Origin of the sequence: Paenibacillus sp. BSR1-1, from assembly GCF_030403775.1 — a bacterium.
Lineage (GTDB): Bacteria > Bacillota > Bacilli > Bacillales > Cytobacillaceae > Neobacillus.
This window is the reverse complement of sequence record NZ_JAQMWQ010000003.1, coordinates 426,249-450,220: the sequence shown is the minus strand read 5'-3', so window position 1 is coordinate 450,220 and position 23,972 is coordinate 426,249. Positions and strand designations below refer to the sequence as shown.

22 protein-coding genes and 1 rRNA gene are annotated in these 23,972 nt (G+C 40.8%); 17 read left to right on the top strand and 6 right to left on the bottom strand.

Annotated elements, in window-relative coordinates:
- Positions 1 to 90, top strand: a 5S ribosomal RNA gene (rrf, locus tag PH210_RS07875); the annotation flags it as partial.
- A gap of 152 nt (positions 91 to 242) precedes the next feature.
- Here rrf and PH210_RS07870 read toward each other — a convergent pair.
- From PH210_RS07870 to PH210_RS07855, 4 genes are all read right to left on the bottom strand, one after another.
- On the bottom strand, positions 243 to 599 hold the full coding sequence (locus PH210_RS07870; protein WP_289984439.1) for a hypothetical protein: 357 nt from the start codon (positions 597 to 599) through the stop codon (positions 243 to 245).
- A 65-nt stretch (positions 600 to 664) separates the two neighbouring features.
- A complete protein-coding gene (locus PH210_RS07865) occupies positions 665 to 865 on the bottom strand; it encodes a heavy-metal-associated domain-containing protein (RefSeq protein ID WP_289984437.1) in 201 nt (66 codons plus the stop codon).
- 49 nt (positions 866 to 914) lie between these two features.
- Positions 915 to 1,070, bottom strand: a complete 156-nt coding sequence (locus PH210_RS07860; protein ID WP_289984422.1) for a hypothetical protein — start codon at positions 1,068 to 1,070, stop codon at positions 915 to 917.
- Positions 1,071 to 1,130: 60 nt separating this feature from the next.
- The gene (locus PH210_RS07855; RefSeq protein ID WP_289984420.1) at positions 1,131 to 1,298 is read right to left on the bottom strand and encodes a hypothetical protein; all 168 of its coding nucleotides are present in this window, start codon (positions 1,296 to 1,298) and stop codon (positions 1,131 to 1,133) included.
- A gap of 263 nt (positions 1,299 to 1,561) precedes the next feature.
- Here PH210_RS07855 and PH210_RS07850 point away from each other — a divergent pair, with 263 nt between their 5' ends.
- The 14 genes from PH210_RS07850 (at position 1,562) to PH210_RS07785 (ending at position 19,187) form a co-directional block, all read left to right on the top strand.
- Complete coding sequence (locus tag PH210_RS07850; RefSeq protein ID WP_289984419.1) at positions 1,562 to 2,329, top strand: crotonase/enoyl-CoA hydratase family protein; 768 nt, start codon at positions 1,562 to 1,564, stop codon at positions 2,327 to 2,329.
- A gap of 29 nt (positions 2,330 to 2,358) precedes the next feature.
- Complete coding sequence (locus PH210_RS07845) at positions 2,359 to 3,912, top strand: class I adenylate-forming enzyme family protein (RefSeq protein WP_289984417.1); 1,554 nt, start codon at positions 2,359 to 2,361, stop codon at positions 3,910 to 3,912.
- A gap of 147 nt (positions 3,913 to 4,059) precedes the next feature.
- On the top strand, positions 4,060 to 5,106 hold the full coding sequence (locus PH210_RS07840; RefSeq protein WP_289984415.1) for a beta-carotene 15,15'-monooxygenase: 1,047 nt from the start codon (positions 4,060 to 4,062) through the stop codon (positions 5,104 to 5,106).
- An 11-nt stretch (positions 5,107 to 5,117) separates the two neighbouring features.
- Positions 5,118 to 5,897, top strand: coding sequence for a sulfite exporter TauE/SafE family protein (locus PH210_RS07835; RefSeq protein ID WP_289984414.1), 780 nt, complete (start codon positions 5,118 to 5,120; stop codon positions 5,895 to 5,897).
- Positions 5,898 to 5,919: 22 nt separating this feature from the next.
- Positions 5,920 to 6,699: a hydroxypyruvate isomerase family protein gene (locus PH210_RS07830; protein ID WP_289984412.1), complete on the top strand. Its 780-nt coding sequence runs from the start codon at positions 5,920 to 5,922 to the stop codon at positions 6,697 to 6,699.
- A gap of 4 nt (positions 6,700 to 6,703) precedes the next feature.
- Entirely contained in the window at positions 6,704 to 7,603 is a 900-nt protein-coding gene (locus PH210_RS07825) for an NAD(P)-dependent oxidoreductase (protein WP_289984410.1), read from the top strand.
- Positions 7,604 to 7,739: 136 nt separating this feature from the next.
- Complete coding sequence (locus tag PH210_RS07820) at positions 7,740 to 8,444, top strand: FadR/GntR family transcriptional regulator (RefSeq protein ID WP_289984408.1); 705 nt, start codon at positions 7,740 to 7,742, stop codon at positions 8,442 to 8,444.
- Between the two features lie 72 nt (positions 8,445 to 8,516).
- Positions 8,517 to 9,836, top strand: coding sequence for an FAD-binding oxidoreductase (locus tag PH210_RS07815; protein WP_289984406.1), 1,320 nt, complete (start codon positions 8,517 to 8,519; stop codon positions 9,834 to 9,836).
- Between the two features lie 2 nt (positions 9,837 to 9,838).
- Entirely contained in the window at positions 9,839 to 11,191 is a 1,353-nt protein-coding gene (locus tag PH210_RS07810) for a (Fe-S)-binding protein (RefSeq protein ID WP_289984404.1), read from the top strand.
- The gene (locus tag PH210_RS07805) at positions 11,191 to 12,645 is read left to right on the top strand and encodes an FAD-linked oxidase C-terminal domain-containing protein (RefSeq protein WP_289984403.1); all 1,455 of its coding nucleotides are present in this window, start codon (positions 11,191 to 11,193) and stop codon (positions 12,643 to 12,645) included. The genes PH210_RS07810 and PH210_RS07805 overlap by 1 nt, the downstream gene beginning before the upstream one ends.
- A gap of 569 nt (positions 12,646 to 13,214) precedes the next feature.
- Positions 13,215 to 15,395 (top strand): malate synthase G, encoded by a 2,181-nt coding sequence (locus tag PH210_RS07800; RefSeq protein WP_289984402.1) that lies wholly within the window; start codon positions 13,215 to 13,217, stop codon positions 15,393 to 15,395.
- Between the two features lie 91 nt (positions 15,396 to 15,486).
- Positions 15,487 to 16,263, top strand: a complete 777-nt coding sequence (locus tag PH210_RS07795) for a fumarylacetoacetate hydrolase family protein (protein ID WP_289984399.1) — start codon at positions 15,487 to 15,489, stop codon at positions 16,261 to 16,263.
- A gap of 77 nt (positions 16,264 to 16,340) precedes the next feature.
- Entirely contained in the window at positions 16,341 to 17,117 is a 777-nt protein-coding gene (locus PH210_RS07790; RefSeq protein WP_289984397.1) for an IclR family transcriptional regulator, read from the top strand.
- Between the two features lie 375 nt (positions 17,118 to 17,492).
- The gene (locus tag PH210_RS07785) at positions 17,493 to 19,187 is read left to right on the top strand and encodes an L-lactate permease (RefSeq protein ID WP_289984396.1); all 1,695 of its coding nucleotides are present in this window, start codon (positions 17,493 to 17,495) and stop codon (positions 19,185 to 19,187) included.
- Between the two features lie 50 nt (positions 19,188 to 19,237).
- Here PH210_RS07785 and PH210_RS07780 read toward each other — a convergent pair whose 3' ends face one another.
- A complete protein-coding gene (locus PH210_RS07780; protein ID WP_289984395.1) occupies positions 19,238 to 20,464 on the bottom strand; it encodes a multidrug effflux MFS transporter in 1,227 nt (408 codons plus the stop codon).
- Positions 20,465 to 20,659: 195 nt separating this feature from the next.
- Between PH210_RS07780 and PH210_RS07775 the strand changes: the two genes are divergently transcribed.
- Positions 20,660 to 21,601, top strand: a complete 942-nt coding sequence (locus PH210_RS07775; protein ID WP_289984394.1) for a phosphotriesterase family protein — start codon at positions 20,660 to 20,662, stop codon at positions 21,599 to 21,601.
- Between the two features lie 118 nt (positions 21,602 to 21,719).
- On the opposite strand, the gene PH210_RS07770 is transcribed toward PH210_RS07775, so the two are convergent.
- Positions 21,720 to 22,598, bottom strand: coding sequence for a LysR family transcriptional regulator (locus PH210_RS07770; protein WP_289984393.1), 879 nt, complete (start codon positions 22,596 to 22,598; stop codon positions 21,720 to 21,722).
- 383 nt (positions 22,599 to 22,981) lie between these two features.
- Between PH210_RS07770 and PH210_RS07765 the strand changes: the two genes are divergently transcribed.
- Positions 22,982 to 23,869, top strand: coding sequence for a DMT family transporter (locus PH210_RS07765; RefSeq protein WP_289984392.1), 888 nt, complete (start codon positions 22,982 to 22,984; stop codon positions 23,867 to 23,869).
- The last annotated feature ends 103 nt before the right edge of the window (positions 23,870 to 23,972 follow it).

Below are 23,972 nucleotides of genomic sequence, written 5' to 3'. Positions count from 1 at the left end.
CCCGTTCCCATACCGAACACGGAAGTTAAGCTTCTCAGCGCCGATGGTAGTTGGGGCACGCGCCCCTGTGAGAGTAGGACGTTGCCAGGCACATGAAGAAGGACAATCCAATAGGATTGTCCTTTTTTGACGCTTTAAAAGAGTTTGACTGTAAAATACCGAAGTGGAAAGAACAAGGTCAAACCCATTAATCTAGCAGATGTCAAAATGAAACTCGCTAATTATTGTTCTTCTTTTGAATGTCATTGTTTAAACTCTGCATTAAAAGAATTTTCTCCTGAGTGAACAGATAAAAGGGTATCTGCATATCCGACAAGACGGTTCACAATCTCGTCTGAAATTGCATAAACAAGTTGGTGTAATTCTCTTTTGTGTAAATTAGGATCATCAAAAATGATAGTGGTGTTAATAAAAATATGTTTTGTATCATAAAGGTTATAGTGAATTATGGTTTTTCCAGCTGCTCCTCCAGTAACAGGATCCTTAAAACTTGGCAAAAAAATATACCATTCTTCTGCAGTTGGTGAGCGGAAGTTTTTTGTAAAGGTCATGCCTTTTATTTCTTCATCAACTTTTCCTTTAATATTTTCGTTTAACATATCAATAATATTATCTTCCACGAAAAATCCTTCTTCCTTAACACCTAGTTAATTCGCATAAACCTTTATTCATTAAGTTGAAACCCATTTTCTAATATAGCGGTCCTGATTTTTTCCTGGGAAAGTTCATTCTCATTGTACTCTATTTTTACTTCCCCATCTTCAGTGTCTACTAATGCCCTTTCAATGCCATCCATTCCGGATAGAAACGTTTCCAGCGTCTGAATCGACCGAGATTTACCTGCTTCTTTTAAATTAACAGTCATGTTTGCCAATGGGGATCATCCTTCCAGATATTTTACGTATTGACCGGATTTATTGCTTTTTTTCATTCACAGCCTTGTTTAGTATACGGTTATTTTCTAATCCATTTTCGCTAAAAGCGTTGTCGTTATCTAAGCTATTGGTGATACTTGCTTGATCTAAATTAGTATCTTTGTTAGCTGGTTGAGTATTGGTTGTTTTCGCCATCTGTCTTCATCCTTCCTAATCTTATAATTTTTCCACTTTTTGATTTAAAGAAGATCTTCTTTATTCATTCCATAGTGACCGGTTTAATGGATGATAGACCTTTTCCCCGTTTATTTGCTTATGGATGATTGGATTTTCGAATGAATTTTTGGGTTCTTGATTCCTTTTATGTCGGGCCCTAAAGCTTATACCGAGTATTTCTTGTATAAATCCATTAGGTGTAGCCATTTTTAACCCCCTTTTCGATAAAAATATTTTTGCCTTTTATGGTGCTGAAAATGTAAAAAGTTGAAAAATTGACCAACTTCCTGACAGCAAAACAGATAAAAAAGAATTTGGCGCTTTACACATCAGCTGTCTCATTGATAGCTTTTTTTATTTTTATAACAGTACAAACGGACAAGTTTCGACTTGGACGTTGTTTTATAATGGTTATTGATGCCAGGAAGGAAAATGAAAAAGCCATAAAGGCATATGAGGAGGTTGAGAAAATGACCGTACTGTTTGAGAAAAATGGGAAGGTTTGCACAATTACCATTAATCGGCCGGAGGTTAAAAACGCGGTTGACCAAAAGAATGCTAAAGAGCTTACAGAGGCTTTTCGAGAATTTGAAAAGGATGAAACTTTACGGGTTGCCGTCTTGTATGGATCAGGCGGGACTTTTTGTGCTGGGGCAGATTTGAAAGCCCTTTCTGTTGGAAATGGGAATGAAATGAATCTGGACATGTCAAAGGATGGTCCGATGGGTCCCAGCCGAATGCACTTATCCAAACCAGTTATTGCGGCAGTTTCAGGTTACGCAGTTGCCGGAGGATTGGAACTAGCCATCTGGTGTGACCTCCGTGTGATGGAACGGGATGCGGTATTTGGTGTTTTTTGCCGCCGCTTCGGTGTTCCGCTTGTGGATGGTGGGACTCAGAGGCTGCCCCGGCTGATTGGAATGAGCCGTGCACTGGATCTGATTTTAACTGGCCGTCCCGTCAAAGCGGAAGAGGCATTGATGATTGGTCTGGCAAATCGCATCGTAGAACCAGGTACTGCCAAAAAAGAAGCAGAAAAACTAGCTGCAGAAATCTCCGAGTTTCCTCAGGCCTGCATGCTAAGTGACCGGCAGGCCGTTTATCGTGGATTTGATCAGGAATTTGATAAAGCAATGCAGTTGGAGTTTCTATTAGGACTGAATGTTGTCAACAGCGGAGAATCCCGTGAAGGAGCGACACGTTTTTCAAACGGACAAGGAAAGCATGGCAGATTTTAATTTTGAACATTTGGAGGGAGAAATGAAAAATGAATGCTGTGGAATTAATAAAAAGAGGTGCCAGATTTTATCCAAATCATACAAGCGTTATTTTTCAAGGAGAAAAATTAACCTTCAACCAGGTATTTAGAAATAGTAATCGTTTGGCCAATTCCTTGTTAAACCTTGGACTGAAAAAGGGAGATCGAGTGGCTTTTTTATTGGCCAACTCCTTGCAAAGCGTTGAAATTGATTTTGCCCTTTTATTAACTGGGATTATTAAGGTTCCGTTAAATACCAGGCTTTCAGAGGAAGAACATATTCATATGATTAAGGAAACGGAAGCAAAGGCTCTATTATATACAGAAGAGTTCAGTGCGCGGGCAGAGCAAATCAAACTACACTGTAACAATCTCCACTTTTATTGTCAAATGAATGGAACGACAAAGGAACCGTGGATGCTTAATATGAATGAATTTATTCAAGGGGTTTCTGATGATGAACCAGCTGTAAAAGTTCTCGAGTCGGATCTGGCCAACATTCAATATACTTCCGGAACGACGGGAACCCTCAAAGCAGCCGTCCATACACAGGAAATCTGGGCCGCCATTTGCAATAACATTTTAACCTCAATAGAAATTCAAGAAGGGGATACGATGCTTCACGCAGCTCCTTTAACTCATGCATCAGGAGCCTTAGTGCTTCCACATTGGATTTCCGGAGCAGCCAATTTCATCCTGCCAAGCTTCGATCCCGAACAATACCTCCAAACCATTCACGATGAAAAACCAACAACCTTAAATCTAGTTCCTACCATGATTGTCATGCTTTTACACCACCCAAATGTAGAACAGTTTTCCTTTGAATCTATCAGGAATATTATTTACGGAGCTTCACCAATGCCACGTGAGGCTCTGAAACGAGGACTTGCCTTATGGGGTCCAAAATTCCTTCAATACTATGGCCAAACAGAAGCACCGCTATTTCTTTCAATTTTAAATAAGAAGGAACATACAGGTGAGGGAAAAGAAGCTGAAAATCGTTTGTTATCATGCGGCCGTCCCGTACCAACAGCTTCTATTAAAATTGTAGATCAAACGGGTGAAGATGTACCAGTAGGAGAAATCGGTGAAATCCTTGTGAAATCAAATCAAGGGATGACTGGTTACTGGAAATCTACTGAATTAACAAAAGAAACAATTAAAGACGGGTGGATTTTCACACGGGACATGGGATACTTCGATGAAAAAGGGTACTTGTTCCTTGTCGACCGCAAATCAGATATGATCATTTCCGGTGGATTTAACGTTTATCCGCGTGAAGTGGAAGAAGTGCTCTATCAACACCCAGCTGTAATGGAAGCAGCTGTGGTTGGAGTCCCTGATGAAAAATGGGGAGAAGCCATAAAAGCCTATGTGGTTCTAAAACCTGAACAAACAGCCGCTGAAGAGGAATTGATTCAATTTTGCAAAGAAAAGCTGGCTTCATATAAAAAGCCTTCTTCAGTGGAGTTTATTGAAGTATTGCCTAAAAGCCCAGTTGGTAAAGTCGTACGCCGTATTTTAAGAGAACCGCATTGGGCAGAGAAAGGCCGGAAAATTTAAAATCGGAGGGGTTCAAAAAAGGCAGGGTAAACCTGCCTTTAGTTTGTCATAATTTTTTCTTTCTCTTTACCAATCTATGTATTCTGAAAAAATATCCCTACAGGTAATTTATGGTATAATTAAAGAAAAATAGAAAGGCGGGGTAATATGGTTTTAAAAAGGGCCTCCAGCCCAAATGTTTTGCCGATCTTACTATTGTTAGTGTTGAGTGCAAATTATAGTCTGTACCATACAACATTGGGAATTCAATTGCTGCCTGATCAACCTAATTTAGTCGTTGTCGCATCCATGATCGATTTAGCGTTAATTTCTCCGATTTTATTTCTGGCCTGGATACGTAAATTAAACTGGAAAAACCTTATTTTTGGGATTGCCGGCGGCCTAATATTTGTTAGTTTCTATATTCCGAAGGAGTATTTAGCACCCTTTAAATCTGTAACATGGCTGGGTTTCGCTGTTGAAGGCAGTCTTTTCTTGTTGGAGATTTTGGTTCTTTTTTCATTGTTTAAATTTTTGCCCTCCATTGTTCGTTCTGTGAAAAGCAGTCCTCTGCCAGTTCTTTATTCTTTTTCAAACGCAGTAGAAAATCAAGTTAAATCCTATCCCATTATTCGAATCATTTGTTCAGAAATGCTCATGTTTTACTTTGCTTTTGCAGCCTGGAGAAAGAAACCCCAACAAGACACCAACATGTTTACATTGCATCAAAAATCAAGCTTGATGGCCATTCGAGTTATGTTGATTCATGCGACGGTCATTGAAATGGCTGGCCTTCATTGGATATTTCATGAAAAGTCTATGATATTGTCAATTGTTTTACTCGTAATCAACATTTATACCGTTTTTTTCTTTGTAGCTGATCTTCAAGCTGTACGCCTCAATCCTTTGGTTATTACGGAGGAGAAGATGTACATTTCATTAGGCCTGTTAAAACGAATCGAAATAAAGTGGTCCGAAGTTGAAAAAATCATCGATAATCCACAACAATTAATCCAAAAACAATCAAAAGATACAATCGAATTCATGGCCCGCGATTTTGAAGAAGTCCATCCGAATGTCATTTTAAAATTAAAGAAGCCTATCGAAGCTACTTTAATCATGGGGATGAAAAAAGAATTTTCGCGAGTAGCGATAAAAGTAGATGATCCGAATCAATTTAAAGAGGTTCTAAGGAAAAAATACGAATTAAATTGAGGGTCTGATATATGTCCGATTATTTATTTCTTATTAGTTTGGTTATAGGTTTGAACATGATTGTCGGTATTTTATTGGGGATGTCCGGAATTTCAGGATTTCTCCTTCCATTAATTTATGTAGGATTTTTTAAAATGCCTGTTCACGATTCCCTTGCACTAAGCTTCTTATCCTTTGCGGTCTCCGGCACCATCGGTACAATTTCCTATTGGAAATCTAAAAATATGAATTTTAAACTGGCCCTATATTTGAGTATTGGAAGTCTGCCAGGGGCATTTCTGGGAGTCCAAATAAATGTGTTAATTTCCGACTACTTGTCAAAACTCCTTCTCTATATATTCGTGTTATTAGCCGGATTATCCATTTTACTAAAGAGAACTAAAGATCCAGCAATGGAAAAAAGTCAAACAAAAATGTTAGATCATTCTTTATTAGCCATTCTACTAGGGTTTATTACAGCGGTCATTTGTGCCTTAACTGGAGCAGGCGGCCCTATCTTACTAGTACCGGTTTTGGCTGGCCTTGGGCTTAATATAAGGACAGCAGTGGGAGTCAGCCTCTTGAACTCCATCGTTATTGCCATTCCTTCTATATTAGGTTATTTTTCCCATGCAAGTATGGGAAATAGCTATATGTTAATTATTGGTAGTTTACTAGGGACAATTGCAGGGATTGTTATGGGGGTCCGTCTTGCAAATAAGGTGCCTATACCTCAATTGAAGATGATGATCGCCATTATTACGATCCTTTCTTCGTTATATATGCTCGTAATGCTAAATATTAGGGCTTAGCCCTTGGATTTTGGAGGTATGGATGAGTAAATTTTCTGTTAATCTTTCAACCATTTTTACGGAGGACCCTTTTTTGGAGCGGTTTAATAAAGCCCGAAATCATGGATTTTCTTATGTTGAATGCCAATTTCCTTATGTTCATTCAATTGAGGAGATCCAGAAGAAGCTTAACCAACATCAATTATCGATGGTGCTATTCAATTTGCCGCCTGGGAATTGGGAAAAGGGAGATCGGGGCATGGCAACCGATGCTAGCAGAATCCAGGAATTTAGGAGTTCAGTAAATGAGGGAATAAAGTATGCAGCAGCCTTGGATGTGCCTAGGATCCACTGCATGGCTGGCATCGTTGCTGAAAGTGACAAAGATACAGCAAGGGACGTGTATATCTATAACCTTTATTATGCTGGTAAGGAAATGGCCAAGCATGGTTTAACAGTATTAATTGAACCCATTAACCCATTTGATATGCCCGGTTATTTTCTAAGTGATATCTATCAGGCTGCTCAAATTCTTAAGACAGTTGCTTTGCCAAATGTAAAGCTTCAATTTGATTTTTACCATATACAAAGAATTCATGGAAACACTCTATCAATCTATCAACAATTTGCTGATATAATTGATCATATTCAAATAGCTGATGTTCCGGGGCGGCACCAGCCTTGCACAGGGGAAATGAACTATCAAGAGATTTTGCAATTTTTAAATAATTTATATGATGGTTACATCGGCCTGGAATATACCCCAAGTGGAAAAAGTGATGAAAGCTTTGAATGGAAATCGTTGACTAGAATAGGAGGATAATAGAATGAAGATTGGATTTGTTGGAACTGGCGTGATGGGTTCAAGGATGGTGAAACAGCTGCTTGACCATGGTTACAAAGTAGGCGTATATAACCGTACCAAGGAAAAGGTAAAGGTACTGGAGGAATATGGTGCATTCATTGCAGAATCGATTTCCTCGCTTGCGCATTCTAGTGATATCCTTTGTACTTGTTTATCGATGCCTGAGGATGTAGGAGAGGTTTATCTAGGAACTTCCGGTCTCCTCGAAAATGCTCAACCTGGTACCATTTGTATCGATTTTACTTCAGTTGGGGCAGAAACTAGCAATATAATCTTTGGGCAGGCGAATGAAAAAGGGATCGATTATCTGGATTCACCAGTAAGCGGTGGACCTGAAGGGGTGGAAAATGGAACCTTAACCATTATGGTTGGAGGCAAACAGCAGGCATTTGAAAAAATTTATCCTATCCTGAGTGTTCTAGGTGAGACGATAGAATATCTTGGTCCGTCTGGGTCTGGGAGCATTGCTAAGCTTCTCAATCAATATCTTGTCGCGGTCCATTCGCTGGCGGCCTCGGAAGCAATGGTAACGGGAGCAGCATTTGGCCTCGATTCGGAGCAGCTGTTTAATATTTTGAAGGTCAGTTATGGGGACAGCCGGATTTTACGGAGGCATATGGAACAATATGTGTTCGACCGTCAATTTCAACCTGGCGGGGCCGTGAAATATGTCCATAAGGATGTCCGTTTGGCAAACCAGCTTTTACAAGAGGCAGGAATGAACCAATTCACGGGTCAACTGGCAGAGCAGGCATTCGACCAGGCGATTGAGAAAGGTCTGCACGAATTAGATATGTCGGCCGTCATTCAGCCGATAGAAGAAAAATGCGGGGTAATCGTAAAGAAAACACGTTTACTATAGAATGAAGTGATTAAATATTTTAAAAATAAATAGTAAATTCAGAAAATTGATTGAATTTACATTTTTAAAGTGCTTTAATATAGGTAGTGGTTTTACTTATCAGATATGTGATAACTGAAAGAAAGGAGGGAGATCCTTGCAGGTAAAAAAAATCCCGGTCCTGAAGGTGTCTGATTCCGTTGCCGAACAAATCGAGGAAATGATCCGTTCGGGAATGTTTCTAGCCGGAGAAAAGCTTCCTTCGGTCAGGGAACTATGCGAGTTATTTGGTGTTGGACGTTCCGCTGTCCGAGATGCTATTACCACATTAAAAGGCAAAGGGATTGTCGATGTAAAGCGGGGAGAAGGAACCTTTATTCTCGAATTTGATTCAACTAGGCTGTTTAACAGCCATTTGCTGCTGACCAGTCCTAAAGATATCAGTGAGCTTTTTCAAGTTAGGAAAATCCTGGAGCCTGGAATTGCGGAGATGGCAGCAGTCCATCGTTCAGAGGCAGATTTAAATGTAATGGAAGAGATTTTTTCCAATCAATCCATTAAAGGGTGGGAATCGGATTATCTTTTACATAAGGTAATTGCAGAAGCGGCAGGCAATGAAATTATCAAACAGTTTCTGCAATTTATCTCTACAACGATGAAGAATGCCATGATTGATTTTCACCACTATATTGAGAAAAATCCAGCTACTGCCAAGATGATGGAACACCAGCATTTAGTAATCTATGAATCTATTAAGCATGGAAAACCTCAGCAAGCGAAACAAATGATGATGGAGCACTTGGATTTTGTCGAAAAAGAACTTCTGAACAGTCATGTCATCCGGCAAACAGTAGGCCGATAATGGAAAGAAGCAATTTTTTTGTTTGAAATCAGAAACGCCGTTGCGTATTACGAAACAATGGAGGTGTTGGTATTGATTACTGCAGAACTTTTTGCAGAGTTAAACTCTATTTTACCATCTGAGCGAATTATCGAAGAGAAGAATAATCATCCGCTTGGCAATAGCGGCCTGGTTAAGGTCATTCCTAAAACAGAGGAAGAGATCGCTGCTATTCTTCAGTTCGCCAATGAACATGGTAAAAAGGTATTTGTAGAAGGGAGCGGAACCAAAAGAGGGTTCGGCGGCTTGATCGAATCTGCCGATATTTTACTTTCGCTGTCGAACTATACAGGCATTGTGGAGCACGTAGTGGGCGACATGACGTTAACCGTAAAGGCTGGAACCAAATTTAAAGAATTACAGGAGTATTTGGCGCAATACAATCAAAAAATTTCACTTGACCCCTTCTGTCCCACGTCCGCAACAATGGGAGGAATTGTCGCATCGAATGACAGCGGTCCCAAACGGCTGGGGTATGGCTCTTCAAGAGACGTTGTCATTGGATTAAGAATCGTATACCCAGATGGTAAAGTGATTCGATCCGGCGGAAGGGTTGTAAAAAACGTAGCAGGTTATGACATGAACAAATTATTTATCGGCTCAATGGGGACGTTAGGCGTCATCTCTGAAGTAACAGTAAAACTGCGTCCGCTTCCTAAATATGAAAGTTTGATATTACTATCATTCCCAGAAGGTCAGATGGATGAAATCAGGAGGTTCGCTACAAAGCTCCTTGATTCAACTATGGAGCCGGTAACGCTTGAACTGCTTAGTCCAACTCTGTCTGAAAAATTGATGGGTCGAAACTGTAACACAGTAGCGATCGGACTCGAGGATGTCGAAACATCTGTTCGGTATCAAGAAAAATTTATCCAAAGCATTCAGCCAGACCATACAGAATTGAAAATTCTTGCAGGTCAGGATGCTCAAGCTTTTTGGAACCAATTTTATTCTCTTACTCCAATTTCCCCTACAGACAGCAGCACTTCAACTCAGACTTCATTGAAAATTGGTGTTATCAACATGGACGTTACCACAGTCATAAAAGAAAGTCATCTCCTTAGTGATACTCACAATTTGAAGGTCGAAGCCCATGGAGGATTAGGCCACGGTTTATGCCAGATAAACTTAAAAGGTGCAAAGGAAGATATTGTTTCCGCCATTCAGCAAATAAGGGAGTCCGTTACAAAACTGGGCGGTTATACCGTTGTGAAGCATCTGCCTTTTGCATTAAGACAAGAAATTGACACTTGGGGTCAAAAGCCAACGCATTTCTTCCTATTAGACGGGATCAAATCCAAGGTTGACCCGAAAAGAGTTCTTAATCCTAAGCGTTTTGTGGGAGGGATTTAATGATGAGTATCAAAGAAGCCGATTTAATGAAAGATCCCGCTTGCTCCACCGGTTTAAGTAATTATCTTTTGAAGGATCATCCGGATGAAAGTAAATGGGCCGATTGTGTTCATTGCGGCATGTGTTTAGAATCGTGCCCAACGTATGAGATTACCGGAATGGAGCAGCATTCCCCCCGCGGACGTGTACATTTGATTAAATCGGTGGCGGAAGGAAAACTCACTGTTAATGAACAGTTCATGGATCCGGTTTTCGCTTGTCTTGACTGCCGTGCCTGCACTACTGCCTGTCCAGCGGATGTGGAAGTCGGCGGTCTGATTGAGGAAGCACGGGGACAAATTCGCCAGGCCATGCCGTTAACAGGCCTGAAAGGCGCTGTAAGCAAAGTATTTCTGCAAGGGTTGTTCCCGCATCAAAACCGCTTGAATGGACTCGGGAGCCTGCTAAAATTTTATCAAAAAAGCGGCATGCAAAAGGTAGTCCGAAAGACAAAGCTGATCAATATCATGCCGCAGCATCTGGTTGATATGGAAGCGATTATGCCAGAAGTGAAAGAGCCGGTCCGAAAAAAATATAAAGATGTTAATGTCATTAAGGCAAAGGGAGAATCCAAGCGAGAGGTATCCTTCTTAACCGGCTGTGTGATGGATGTCATGTTCAGCGATATTAATGAGGCAACGATTAATGTCTTAACTCGTAACGGAAATGATGTGACGATTCCGAAGAACCAAACCTGCTGCGGGGCGCTGCATGTCCATGCAGGAGACCGTGAAACCGGAAGGAAGCTGGCCAAACAAAATATTGAGGCTTTCATGGATTCGGATAAGATTATTGTTAATGCAGCCGGCTGTGGCTGTGCCCTCAAGGAATATCCGGAATTGTTCCGTGAAGACCCTGAGTGGCATGAAAAGGCAGAAGAATTCGCCGCCAAGATAGAAGACATTTCAAAACATCTTTATGATACAGGTTATGACATACCAAAAGCGGAATTAAAAACAAGGATCACGTATCATGATGCCTGCCATTTGGCACATGGACAGGGAATCCGTCAGGAGCCGCGGGACCTATTGATCAATATTCCTGGAGTGGAAATGGTCCAAATGCCAAATTCGGACCGCTGCTGCGGCAGTGCAGGAATTTACAATATTACGAATCCAGAAATGGCATCTGCTGTGCTTGATAACAAAATGCAAAATGTGCCTGAAGATGTCGAAATGATATCGATGGGCAACCCGGGATGTATGCTCCAGATGGCAATGGGCGTACAAAAAAACGGCAGAAATCAAAAAATTGTGCACACTGTTCAGCTCCTTGATTGGGCGTACCAAAAAGAAGACGGAAAGGGGGAACGGTAATGGCTGTAAAGGGAATCAAATCAAACGATCGGCATATTTTAAATCTTGCTAACATCGTGGGCGATGCCCGTTCGATCATTTACCATAAGGAAGATCTTATCGCCTATGATTGTGATGGGTTTACCTTACACAAGCACTTGCCTAAGGCGGTTGTATTTCCGAAAAACACCGAGGAAGTGGCAGCTCTTGTTAAATATTGCGCTGAACATCAGCTTCCGTTTCTCGCCCGCGGAGCAGGAACAGGGCTAAGCGGGGGAGCCATCCCCTTAAATGGTGAAGTAATTATTAGTCTAATGCGTATGAAAAAGCTTCTAAGTGTCGACTTTGAAAACCGTCGTGCTGTTGTTCAGCCAGGCTTTGTCAATTTGAAACTGACGAATTCCATTTCGGATAAAGGCTATTATTATGCTCCTGATCCTTCGAGTCAGTATTGCTGCACAATCGGTGGAAATGTCGCGGAAAATGCCGGCGGTGCTCACTGTCTTAAATACGGAGTGACCACCAATCATATTCTTGGGCTTGAGGTGGTTTTGCCAAATGGTGATATCGTTGAAATCGGAGCGAACGGCATTCCAGATGAACCGGGCTATGATTTGCTTGGCCTGCTGACTGGTTCTGAGGGGACCTTGGGGATTGTTACGAAAATAACAGTCCGGATTCTGAAAAACCCGGAAGCAAAGAAAACGGTTCTTGCCTATTTTGATAATGTGGAAGACGGTAGTCAGGCAGTTTCCGATATTATTTCAGCCGGGATTGTTCCTGCTGCACTCGAAATGATGGACAAAACGGCGATTGAAGGGGTAGAAGCGGCGGCATTCCCAGTTGGACACCCTAAGGATATTGAAGCCGTGCTCCTAATTGAAGTAGACGGGATTGCAGATGGATTGGATGAGCAAATTAATCAAATTCTGGGCGTATGCAGAAAAAGAAACGTACGTGAGGTCAGAGCGGCAAAGGATGAGGCAGAACGCGGCAGATGGTGGGCGAACCGGAAAACAGGATTCGGTGCAATGGGTGCGATTTCTCCAGATTACTTAGTACAGGACGGCGTCATTCCTCGGAGCAGGCTGCCGGAAGTTTTGAGCCGCATTAATAAAATTAGCGAAGAATCCGGTCTTCGCATCGCGAATATATTCCATGCAGGGGACGGAAACCTTCACCCGTTAGTTCTTTTCGATGCCAGGATTCCTGGTCAAAGTGAAAAAGCTTTGGAAGCTGGCAGTGCCTGCCTTCAAGTTTGTGCGGATGTAGGCGGCACCATCACAGGTGAGCATGGCGTCGGTATCGAGAAAAGAGAGGAAATGCGCTTCGTCTTTACGGATGAGGAAATTATCGCGCAAACCGATATTCGCTCGGTTTTCAATCCTGATAATCTATTAAATGCTGGAAAACTATTTCCGATGCCGGGGCGATGTGTGGAAATTAAGAAGGAAATCAAAGAGAGAAGTTCATGAGGACAGGTATGTCGTTGACCCTGTCTGTATGAAGGAGATAATGAAAAAACTTCCTAATTACCGAGGGCCGCGATTTTCTCTGCTGATACTTGCTGATGGGCATTAGGAGCTCCTCCTAATTACCTCGAGAGGTCTATTTACTTGCTGATGGGCATTAGGAGCTCCTCCTAATTACCTCGAGCGGCCTTTTTACTTGCTGATGGGCATTAGGAGCTCCTCCTAATTACCTCGAGCCGGCTTTTTACTTGCTGATGGGCATTAGGAGCTCCTCCTAATTACCATGGGTCGGCTTTTTTTCTGCTGATGGTAATTAGGAGCTCCTCCTAATTACTTCGAACCGGCTTTTTACTTACGGATGGGCATTAGGAGGACTCAGTTTCGATCATCAACCCCAACTAAAAAAAATAATATCTATATTTTCTTAAAATTATTGAAATAAAATGGATAATCATGCTATTATTTTTTTAACGAATAATGAAACAGCGTTTCGTAATAACAAACAAGTCCGAAGTCCAATCATATTTTTTACGAGATTACTGTTTTAAAAGTAATTAAAGGAGGAACGTACGATGACAAACTATGTAAACAAAGGAAAACTTCAGGTAGCTCAGGAACTCTATGAATTTATCAATACGGAAGCCCTTCCGGGAACTGGTGTAGATGTTGACCAATTTTGGTCCGGTTTTGAAGCGTTGATCGGCGAATTAACTCCGAAAAACAAGGAGCTGCTCGCTACTCGTGATGAAATTCAAAACAAGCTGAATACATGGTACCGTGAAAATAAGGGTAATTTTGACTTTGAAGCCTATCAATCCTTTTTAACGGAAATTGGCTATCTTGAACCAGATGTAGAAGATTTCGAGATTGGAACGACAAATGTAGATGACGAAATCACCGTTCAAGCTGGCCCGCAGCTGGTTGTTCCAGTTAATAATGCCCGCTATGCCATCAATGCAGCCAACGCCCGCTGGGGAAGCCTGTATGATGCCCTTTACGGAACAGATGCCATCAGTGAAGAGGAAGGCGCCACACGCGGAGGAGGCTACAATCCTGTCCGCGGTGCAAAAGTAATTGAGTTTGCCAGAAATTTTCTTGATCAATCAGCTTCATTAAAGGATGCGTCTCATAAGGATGCTGTTTCCTACACAGTAGCAAATGGCGCTCTAAAAGTGATCCTAAGTAATGGTGCCACAACTGGCCTATTAGATGAAGCAAAGTTTCTCGGCTATCAAGGGACTCCGGAAAACCCATCCGCAATCTTGTTAAAAAATAACGGACTTCATTTTGAAATTCAAATCGACCGGAACCATCCAATTGGCAGAAACGATGACGCGGGTGTCAAGGATGTGTTCGTTGAATCCGCGATTACGACCATTATGGACTGCGAAGATTCTGTTGCTGCAGTAGATGCGGAAGACAAAGTGCTGGTTTATCGAAACTGGTTAGGACTTATGAACGGAACCCTCTCTGCTACTTTTGAAAAGGGCAATAAAACGCTGACTCGTACGCTCAATCCGGACCGCCGCTACCAATCTCCTAATGGAGGAGAGGTTACATTAAAGGGCCGTTCTTTGTTATTTGTCCGAAACGTAGGGCATTTAATGACCAATAGCGCGATTCTTGATCAAAACGGCGAGGAAATTCAAGAAGGAATTTTGGATGCTGTGCTTACAAGCCTTATCGCGAAACATACTCTTTTAGGGAATGGTCCATTCCAAAACACGGAGAAGGGTTCAGTCTATATCGTAAAACCTAAAATGCATGGTTCAGAAGAGGTTGCTTTTGCGAATCAGCTATTTGACCGCGTGGAAGATCTGCTTGGTCTCGAGCGTAATACCCTTAAAATCGGGGTAATGGATGAAGAACGCAGAACAAGTTTGAACTTAAAGGCATGCATTAAGCAAGTAAAAGACCGGATTGTCTTTATTAATACCGGATTCCTTGACAGAACAGGCGATGAAATTCACTCTTCGATGGAAGCGGGGCCGATGATTCGCAAAAATGATATGAAATCATCCAAATGGCTTCAGAGCTATGAACAATCCAATGTCATTGCAGGGCTTTCCACTGGTTTTAAAGGCGTAGCGCAAATCGGCAAAGGCATGTGGGCAATGCCGGATTTAATGGCGGAAATGCTGAAGCAAAAAATTGGTCACGTAAAAACAGGAGCCAATACAGCTTGGGTGCCATCTCCAACGGCTGCGACCCTGCACGCATTGCACTACCATGAAGTCGATGTCAGAGAAGTACAAAATCAAATGCTGAATCAGACGGCAGACTACAGGGAAGATATCTTGCAATTCCCAGTTGAGAAAACCCCTTCTTGGACACCTGAGGATATCCAGTCCGAACTCAACAACAACTGCCAAACTCTTTTAGGCTATGTGGTCCGCTGGGTTGACCAAGGGGTTGGCTGTTCGAAGGTATTAGATATCAATAACGTGGGATTAATGGAAGACCGCGCAACCTTACGGATTTCCAGCCAGCATTTAGCAAACTGGCTCCACCACGGCATTTGTTCAAAAGAGCAGGTCCTTGAAACATTAAAGCGCATGGCCAAAGTGGTAGATGAGCAGAATGCCGGAGATTCCTTGTATCGAAATATGGCTCCGAACTATGAGGATTCCGTTGCTTTCCAGGCTGCTTGCGAATTGATTTTTGAAGGCTATGACCAGCCAAATGGCTACACCGAGCCGATTCTTCACCGCAGACGAATTGAGGCGAAGGCAAAGTTCGCAGTCAAACAATAAAAAGTAACCCAAGGCATTCTATACACTAGAATGCCTTGGGATGTTCACTAAGAGTTACATAAAAAACGATACTTAAGAGGGGAGAATGACAATGAAATTTACTAGATTTACTCAAGGATCAACTGTGTATTCCGGAGTGTTGACAGAAAATACGATCCAGGAAATTAAGGGAGATATTTTTGGAGAATGGGAGTATACAGGAAACATATTTTCATTGGCTGATGTGACTCTTCTATCACCTCTACAGCCTAACCAAATTATTGGTATTGGAGCAAACTATGTATCAAAACGGGAAGACCTGCCAGCGGAGCTTCCGGAAATTCCGGTTTTCTTCTTCAAACCAACCTCTTCCGTTATTGGACCTGAGGAAGAAATCGTTATTCCTACGGGCATCGAACAAGTAAAGTTCGAATCCGAGTTGGCGATCGTGATTGGGAAAGAAGCGAAAAATGTTCCTGAATCCGAAGTGCTGGACTATGTATTCGGATACACCATTGGGAACGATGTAACTGCGCCACAATTTTTCCATCAAGATGGTCATTGGACAATTGGAAAATCTTTTGATACCTTCACGCCGCTGGGGCCAGTGATTGAAACAGAATTGGATCCATTTGCGGTGAAGGTCGAGGCAAAATTGAACAGTGTGGAGAAGCAAAATAGTGCTACTGAGTTAATGATTATTCCAATCCGAAGAATGTTATCGTATTTGACAAAAGTGATGACACTTAAGCCGGGCGATGTCATCCTGACGGGCAGTCCTGTTGGTGCTGAATTTGTCGGTGCCGGGGAAATCATCGAATGTGAGATTAAAGAAATTGGTACATTACGCAATAGCTTTGTATTGGCAAAAGAGCACGCTAAATCATAATCCTGCCAGCCAATGACCGGTAAAAAATTTGTGCTATAATGTAAGCTATTATGGACAGCATTTCGAGGTGAGCAATTGTGGAGAGAGAGAATATGGTTAAATCTGTAAGCCGAGCATTGGATATCATTACCTTGGTAAGCTTAAAAAAGGGCGGTCTTGGTGTTACAGAGATTGCCAATCAAATAGATATTAATAAAAGCTCTGTTTACCGGATCCTGTCAACACTTGTCCAGTATGGTTATGTTGAGCAAGATGAAGATACCGGCCGCTATAAGCTTGGTTATAAATTCTTAGAAGTAAGTTCAAAGCTGCTAGAATCCATTGATTTAAGGTCTGAGGCAAAGCCTTTCCTGCAGGAATTGGAGAACGAGACCAACGAAGTCATCCATCTTACCGTTTATGATCAAGGAGAAGTAGTATATATTGAAAAATTAGAGGGCAATGAGACACTTAGGATGCATTCCAAAGTAGGAAAAAGGGCTCCAATGCATTGTACTTCAGTTGGCAAAGCGATCCTTGCTTATCTTCCTTCGCATGTTGTACTGGATATCCTCGAGCGTAAAGGCATGCCGATGCACACAGATAAAACCATTACGAATAAAGAGGAATTTATCCGCGAGTTGGCGGATGTGAAGCGGAAGGGCTATGCACTGGACTTAGAAGAAAATGAATATGGCATCACGTGCATTGCTGCACCTATCTTTGACCACTTAGGGAAGGCCATTGCAGCCGTCAGTATTTCGGGGCCGACGATACGAATGACAGAGGAGAGGTTAAAACAGCTCCAAGCCCGAATGATTCACATTGGTAAACAAATTTCAGCGCGACTTGGTTTTGAAAGTAGAATGATGTAAGGAAAAAAGACATTTGGCCAATATAACGGTATATTGGTCAAATGTTTTTTTATTTCTCAATAAGTAGAATTTTCTAAAAATTATTGAAATTAAGGTAAAACATAGTATAATGAAGAAGGATTAAATGCTGTTATTTGCCAATCTATATTATGGCTGTATAACACTGTTTCTTCCTATGCAACAAATTAAAAACGCTGTTTCGCAATAAGAAACAACGGGGGGTGTTACGTTTCAAATTGAAAAATGTATTAATAGAGTAGCCGTTTCTCGGGTCACTTACATATTTATCAGTCATCATAGATCCTATTCATCTTTTCCATCAGAACAATGATTCTGATGAGGGAACAAATTATTTTATATGATGGGGGATAAACTATGACTTTTACACAAAATTTTACAGCGGTTGGAGATAGTCTCGCGCTGTCCGCTTTGGTAGCACTTATACCAATCTTATATTTTTTCTGGGCTCTAGCCATTAAGCGTATGAAGGGCTATGTGGCCGGATTAACAACACTCCTCATTGCCTTAATCTTAGCAGTCGTTGCATTTAAAATGCCTGCCGGGATGGCGGTTATGTCTGCCACACAGGGGGCAGTATATGGAATTTTGCCAATCGGCTGGATCATCATTACATCGGTTTTCCTTTATAAATTAACCGTTAAGACAGGCCAATTCGATATTATCCGTAATTCGGTCGTTTCACTCACGGAGGATAGACGTCTTCAAGCTCTTTTGGTAGCGTTTTCATTTGGAGCTTTCCTTGAAGGGGCTGCTGGTTTTGGCGCTCCGGTTGCCATTTCGGCTGCGCTTCTTGTTGGTCTTGGATTTAATCCACTTTACGCTGCCGGCCTTTGTTTAATTGCCAATACTGCACCAGTTGCCTTCGGTGCCATCGGTACTCCAATCATTGCGGTTGAAGGGCCTACTGGAATTTCTGCGATCGAAATTTCCAAAATGGTCGGCCGGCAATTGCCGTTCTTATCCTTATTCGTTCCCTTTTATTTAATCGTCATCATGGCTGGCTTTAGAAAAGCAATGGAAGTTTTACCAGCCATTTTAATCACGGGGATTACTTTTGCAGTGACCCAATACTTGAGCTCCAACTTTCTTGGACCGGAACTTCCCGATATTTTATCTGCACTAGTATCATTATTTGCCTTAGCTATCTTCTTGAAATTCTGGAAGCCGAAAACGATTTTCCGCTTTAAAGCCGAACAGGAAATGGCTTCTGCTGTTACCGCCCGCTCACTAGAAAATAAGCAATTAAAATATTCAGGCGGCCAAATTTTTAAAGCCTGGTCACCATTCCTTGTTTTAACTGCCTTTATTACGATTTGGGGAATTCCAACAGTCAAACTGGCTTTGACTGGTCATTATGAAGGAACAAATGCTATTTTGAAAGCGGTTAACACTCTGGGTCATGCCTTAACTCTTCTTCCTGAAGTTCCTTTGTTAAATAATAAAGTCATTAATTCTGCTGGTGCTCCCGTCGCGGCCATTTATAAACTTGAAATTCTAGGTGCTGCCGGTACTTCGGTGCTTATTGCTGCCTTTGTCACGAAGTTTATTGTAAAGATTTCATGGAAGGAATGGGTGGCCACCTTTGGGGAAACGCTGAATGAACTAAAGTATCCAATCATTACAATTGCATCAGTAGTAGGGTTTGCGTATGTGACAAACGCCTCAGGAATGAGTACGACACTGGGAATGTCGCTTGCAAAAACAGGTTCCCTATTTGCCTTTTTCTCACCACTCCTTGGATGGTTAGGTGTGTTTATCACGGGTTCAGATACTTCGTCGAACCTTTTGTTCGGTGCGATGCAAAAGGTTACCGCTCTGAACCTTGGCATGGACCCGGTATTGGCCGTCGCTGCTAACTCTTCCGGCGGGGTAACCGGAAAAATGATTTCCCCGCAATCTATTGCAGTAGCCTGTGCAGCCGTTGGTCTGGCAGGAAAAGAAGCCGACTTGTTCCGATTCACCGTTAAACACAGTATCGTGCTGGTTGTGATCGTCTGTATCATGACCTTCCTGCAAAATAGTAGTTTGTTAGGTTGGATGGTTCCTTAAGATAGTATCTTAAAAACAAAAGAGCCTATTGGATTAGGCTCTTTTGTTTTTTACGACCTTTTTCTTTTAACTAGAATCATATAAGATAGGACTGCCCCACAACCGGCACAAACAATCACAATCCCCATCGGTATGGTTGTCTGTCCGGCGCCGATTCCAACTAAAGGAGCCGCTATTCCGCCAAAGGCAAAGGATGTAACACCCAGTAAGGCAGAAGCACTTCCGGCATTTTTCCCTTGTGATTGCATGGCAAGGGAAAATCCTGCTGTATTCACCATACCTACACTGGATACAACGAAAAATAAGGGAATCAAAACGAAGATTAACTTTGCCTGTAATAATAAAAGGAGCAGCAAAACGATACCAGCGATTGAGGACATTCCCAAACCAATTTTGAACAGTTTCGTTTCAGGAATTCTCCCTGCCAATCTCCCAGCCGTTTGACTATTGATCATGATTCCAATTGCATTTATGGCAAAGATCAGGCTAAACATTTGCGGGGAGGCTCCATAAATATCCTGAATGACAAAGGGAGAACCGGAAATATAAGCAAACATACCAGCAAAGACTAATCCTTGTGCTAAAGCATATCCCATAAAGCTTCGATCTGATATCAGTTTTAAAAAAGGATAAAATGTATTCTTAATGCCGCCAGCCGAACGCTTTTCCTCAGGCAGCGTTTCTCGCACACCAAAAAGAATAACAAAAAACATCACGAGTCCAATGATACTTAAAACAATAAAGACACCTTGCCAGGGAAATGCTTTAAGCAGCTGAGCACCTATAACTGGAGCGAGGATTGGCGCAAGCCCGTTCACCAATGCGAGCAGTGAAAAAAACTTGGTTAATTCACTGCCAGAATATAAATCTCTAACAATCGCCCTTGAGATCACAATTCCTGCTGATCCGGCAAAGCCCTGAATAAGTCGCAATATAATTAACCCCCAGATGGAAGGGCTAAATACACATAATAGGGATACGATAAAGTAAATGATTAAGCCAACCAAAAGTGGTTTACGGCGTCCAGTTACATCACTGATCGGTCCCGTTAATAGCTGTCCTGATGCTAAGCCGATGACGAAAAACGAAAGGCTGAGCTGCACAGACGAGGCGTTCGTATGGAAATCTTTTGCGATATTTGGCAGTGCCGGCAAATACATATCAATGGATAAAGGGCCAAATGCGGCAAGTGAACCGAGTACAATCGCCATCCATATCCGTTGGGAACGTGAAAGCACCTCCTGTTTATTTGCTGGCTTTTCTATTAGATCCCCCATTAAGCAAATCATTCCTTCCATTTATGTAAATTCAATTTAGTTACTTAAGATTTATTTATGTTAACAGATTTTTCTAGATTACGGAATTCAAATGATTTTTTAACTATAAAAAAATTTGACTTTAGAAAAAGAAGATTGATACCATTATTATCAGATAATTCGTAATAATATTAATTATTGAAGGGGGAGTTTTCAATGACCTTGATCCATTCTGTAACTGGACAAGTTGATTCATCTGAATTAGGTGTGACCTTGGTACACGAACATATGCGTGTTCGTTCTGAATCTGTCTATGTTCAGTTTCCACATTTGTATGATGAAGAGAAAGAATTCGCTAAAGCAGTCGAGCAAGTGAACAGAGTCAAAGAACTTGGTGTGAAAACCATCTGTGATCCCACCGTGATGGAGCTTGGCCGAGACATCCGCTTTATTGAAAGGGTCGCCCGTGAAACAGGGGTTCAAATCATTGCTGCAACCGGAATCTACTCCTATCACTATATCCCGCCGCACTTCCAGAATTGTAATATCGATTATATGGCGGATTTATTTGTCCGTGATATTGAAGTGGGAATTCAAAATACCTCCATTAAGGCAGGCTTTTTAAAATGTGCCACGGATGCACAAGGGATTACTCGAGATGTGGAAAAAGTCATTCGTGCAGCGGCACGAGCACATAAACGAACGGGTGTACCGATTATGACTCATTCACATCCTAAAAGCGGGACCGGTATAAAGCAGCTTGATATCCTTCTTGAAGAGGGAGTGGATCCAAAACGGGTGCTTATTGGTCATACTGGAGATACCGATAACATGGAGTACATACTGAAGGTTCTTGATCATGGTGCATTTATTGGTATGGACCGCTATGGGATAAATAGGGAGTGTACAATCGAGGATCGAAATACGACCGTTATCGAGCTAGCCAAACAAGGCTATGCAGACCGTATGTTCCTATCACAAGATTACTGTTGTACGCTTGATTGGTATCCAGAAGGTACCGCCGAGAAAATGAACCCTAAATGGACGATGAGTTTTATTCTTGAAGAGATTATCCCGGAATTGAAAAGGTATGGGGTAACGGAGGAACAAATTAACGTCATGATGGTTGATAATGCCCGGCGTTGGTTTGAGGGTTAATAGAAATTTATCAATATAAAGTATTGGCTGCCCATCTTTCTCTTAGGGCAGCCTTTATTATTAACCGGATTATTTATTAGTTAAGTTATGGCTTATTTTAACAAACAGAAATGAATTTTTAAGAATATTCTTTAGAAATCCATGTTTGCACATATGTTAAAAATATTTGCGCAGAAGTTGAAAGCATTGTTGTGTCTTTGACGGCAATTCCTAAATCTCGATATGATGGAATTTCTAATTCTTTATATACTACCTTGCGAGATGTATTCTTTAATACTAACTCAGGTAAAATACTTATTCCTAACCCTTTTTCAACCATAGCAATAACTGCATAATCATCTTTTTCGACAAAGTGAACATTTGGCGCTATTTGATGAATTGTAAATATCTCTGATATCTCATCATCGGCACCTTCATAAAGTTTTATGTATGGATATTTTGATAAGTCTGAGATTGGAAAAAATGCGTCATGTGCACGAGGATGATTTTCAGGCAAAACAACGACAATAGGGTCTCTTCTTAGGAATATCGTCTCTAACTGTTTATTAGCGGGCACTCGAACAAAAGCGCAATCTAATCTCCCATCCATAAGCCATTTTCCATTTTCTTGATACGTACCATGTAATAATTCAAATTGAATTTTTGGAAAGTCCAATCTAAAATTCTTTATCATGCCCGGAAGCCATTGTGCTGACACACTAGTAAATGTTCCAACTCTGATTAGACCTGATTCTAATCTATGTATCTCGTCTAATTTGTTATTCAGATTATGTTGACAATTCAATACGGCCTGAATATATGGTAATAGTTGCTTGCCATCTGAAGTAACAGTAGCACCTGAACGGTCACGGTTCAGTAGTTTAAGTCTGAATTCACTTTCCAATGCATTTAACATATGGGTGATCCCAGACTGGGTGTAACCTAGTGTCTGTGCAGCCTTTGTCAAACTCCCTAGTTCAATTGTTTTCAAAAAAGCTTCGTATTGTGAAATATTCAAAATCAGTCCTCGCCTTCATGAGTAAATCTCATGATTTTCATTAGAAACATGATTTTTACTAATTTAATAATGCGAATTATAATGAAAATACAGGAAATTATCAAGAGACAAAGCGGTTTACAAAAGGAAAAGGAAATAACTTCCACCAATACTTAATACACGACGAGGTGAAAGTTAGATTACTTGTGTAATCCCCAAGTTTTATTGCATGTTTCCACGCAGATTGTCTGGAAAAACGCGCACCACATATCTCGGCTGAACCCCAATTAAAGTAAATGATAGAACCATATAATATAAAAATTAAATATTAGTAGAAGTAAAGACGATTTTGTAGTAGTAAAAGGGTTATGAAATTACAAATTATAAACAAAGAGGGAATAGAGATGAAAATACAAATAAAAGCTGATTTAATGCTACTAATGGTTACATTTTTTTGGGGTGCATCCATCTTACTTACAAAGGTTGGTCTCAATTACATAGAAGAATATAATTTAATCGCATTACGTTTTATTATTGCTTTTCTTTTATCAGGTATAGTATTTTACAAGCACTTAATCAAAATTGATTTTAAAACTGTAAAATATGCGTTTATATTAGCTTCTATTTTATTTATAGTTTATATTTTTGCGACTTTTGGTACAAAGTATACAAGTGTTTCTAATGCCGGTTTCTTATTGGGCCTTACAGTCATTTTTATTCCAGTATTATCATCTATAATTTTAAAGCAAAGACCTGAAAAAAAAATTGCATTAGGGATTGTTTTAACCATAGTAGGAATAGGATTATTAACGTTAAATAACGAATTAAAGATAGCTAATGGTGATATATTATGTATCTTATCTGCTTTATTTTATGCGGTACATGTCATCGTTACGGGAACAGTGACTAAACATGTTAATTCAATTACTCTTGGGGTTGTACAACTAGGTTTTGTCGGCCTATTTAGTCTCATTTTCTCCATGTTTATGGAAACCCCAAAACTTCCTGATACTGTTGAATCATGGTTTTCTATCTTAGCCTTAAGCATATTTTGTACAGCAATAGCTTTCATTGTTCAGGTTATTGCACAGCAATATACTAGCCCTACACATACAGGTCTTATTTTTTCATTAGAACCTGTTTTTTCAGCAGGTTTTGCTTTCATTTTCACGGGTGAAACGCTCACATTTAAAGGCTACTTAGGCGCAGTACTCATATTATTTAGTGTATTAATTGCTGAGCTAGATTTTAAAAGTCTATTAAAACTAAATTATAAAAATAAAATGGAATAGACATTTCGCTAAGGTGAAAAGCAAAAAGGGAAACTAAGAAACTTTAAGTGAATAATAATTTTATTATGTAAACAATATTTAATATAGGACTTTAGGGGTACCA